The following is a 511-nucleotide window of genomic DNA, read 5'->3' as shown; positions in this document are numbered from 1 at the left end:
ATGTAACTTTACAATGTAGCGATACTGCAGGATTAACTGCTGCGCAAAATCAAGCGCCAACTGCTACTGATAATTGTGGCGGAACAGTAACGTACACTAAAGTTTCAGGCGCATTCGTTGCTGGAACTTGTGCAAACTCCGGAACATACACAAATACTTGGAAAGCAACCGATGTTTGTACGAATGAGTCAACTGTATTTACGCAAACAATTACCATACAAGATACAACAGCTCCAACTTGGACAACGGCTCCTGCATCTCTTGATGTAACTTTACAATGTAGCGATACTGCTGGATTAACTGCCGCTCAAGCGAATGCTCCTGTAGCGACAGATAATTGTGGTGGAACGGTAACATATACTAAAGTTTCGGGTGCTTTTGTAGCAGGAACTTGTGCAAACTCCGGAACATACACCAATACTTGGAAAGCAACTGATGTTTGTACGAATGAGTCAACTGTATTTACGCAAACAATCACCATACAAGATACAACAGCTCCAACTTGGACAAC

At 42.3% G+C, this 511-nt stretch carries 1 protein-coding gene; it reads left to right on the top strand.

The window, feature by feature from the left end:
• Window positions 1–511 (top strand): HYR-like domain-containing protein (locus IW20_RS26540; RefSeq protein ID WP_035629189.1); only part of this gene is annotated, 511 nt, incomplete at both ends.

It is taken from the genome of Flavobacterium hydatis (assembly GCF_000737695.1).
GTDB lineage: Bacteria > Bacteroidota > Bacteroidia > Flavobacteriales > Flavobacteriaceae > Flavobacterium > Flavobacterium hydatis.
Note: the sequence above shows the minus strand (reverse complement) of the source record. Positions and strands in the feature narration are given on the sequence as shown.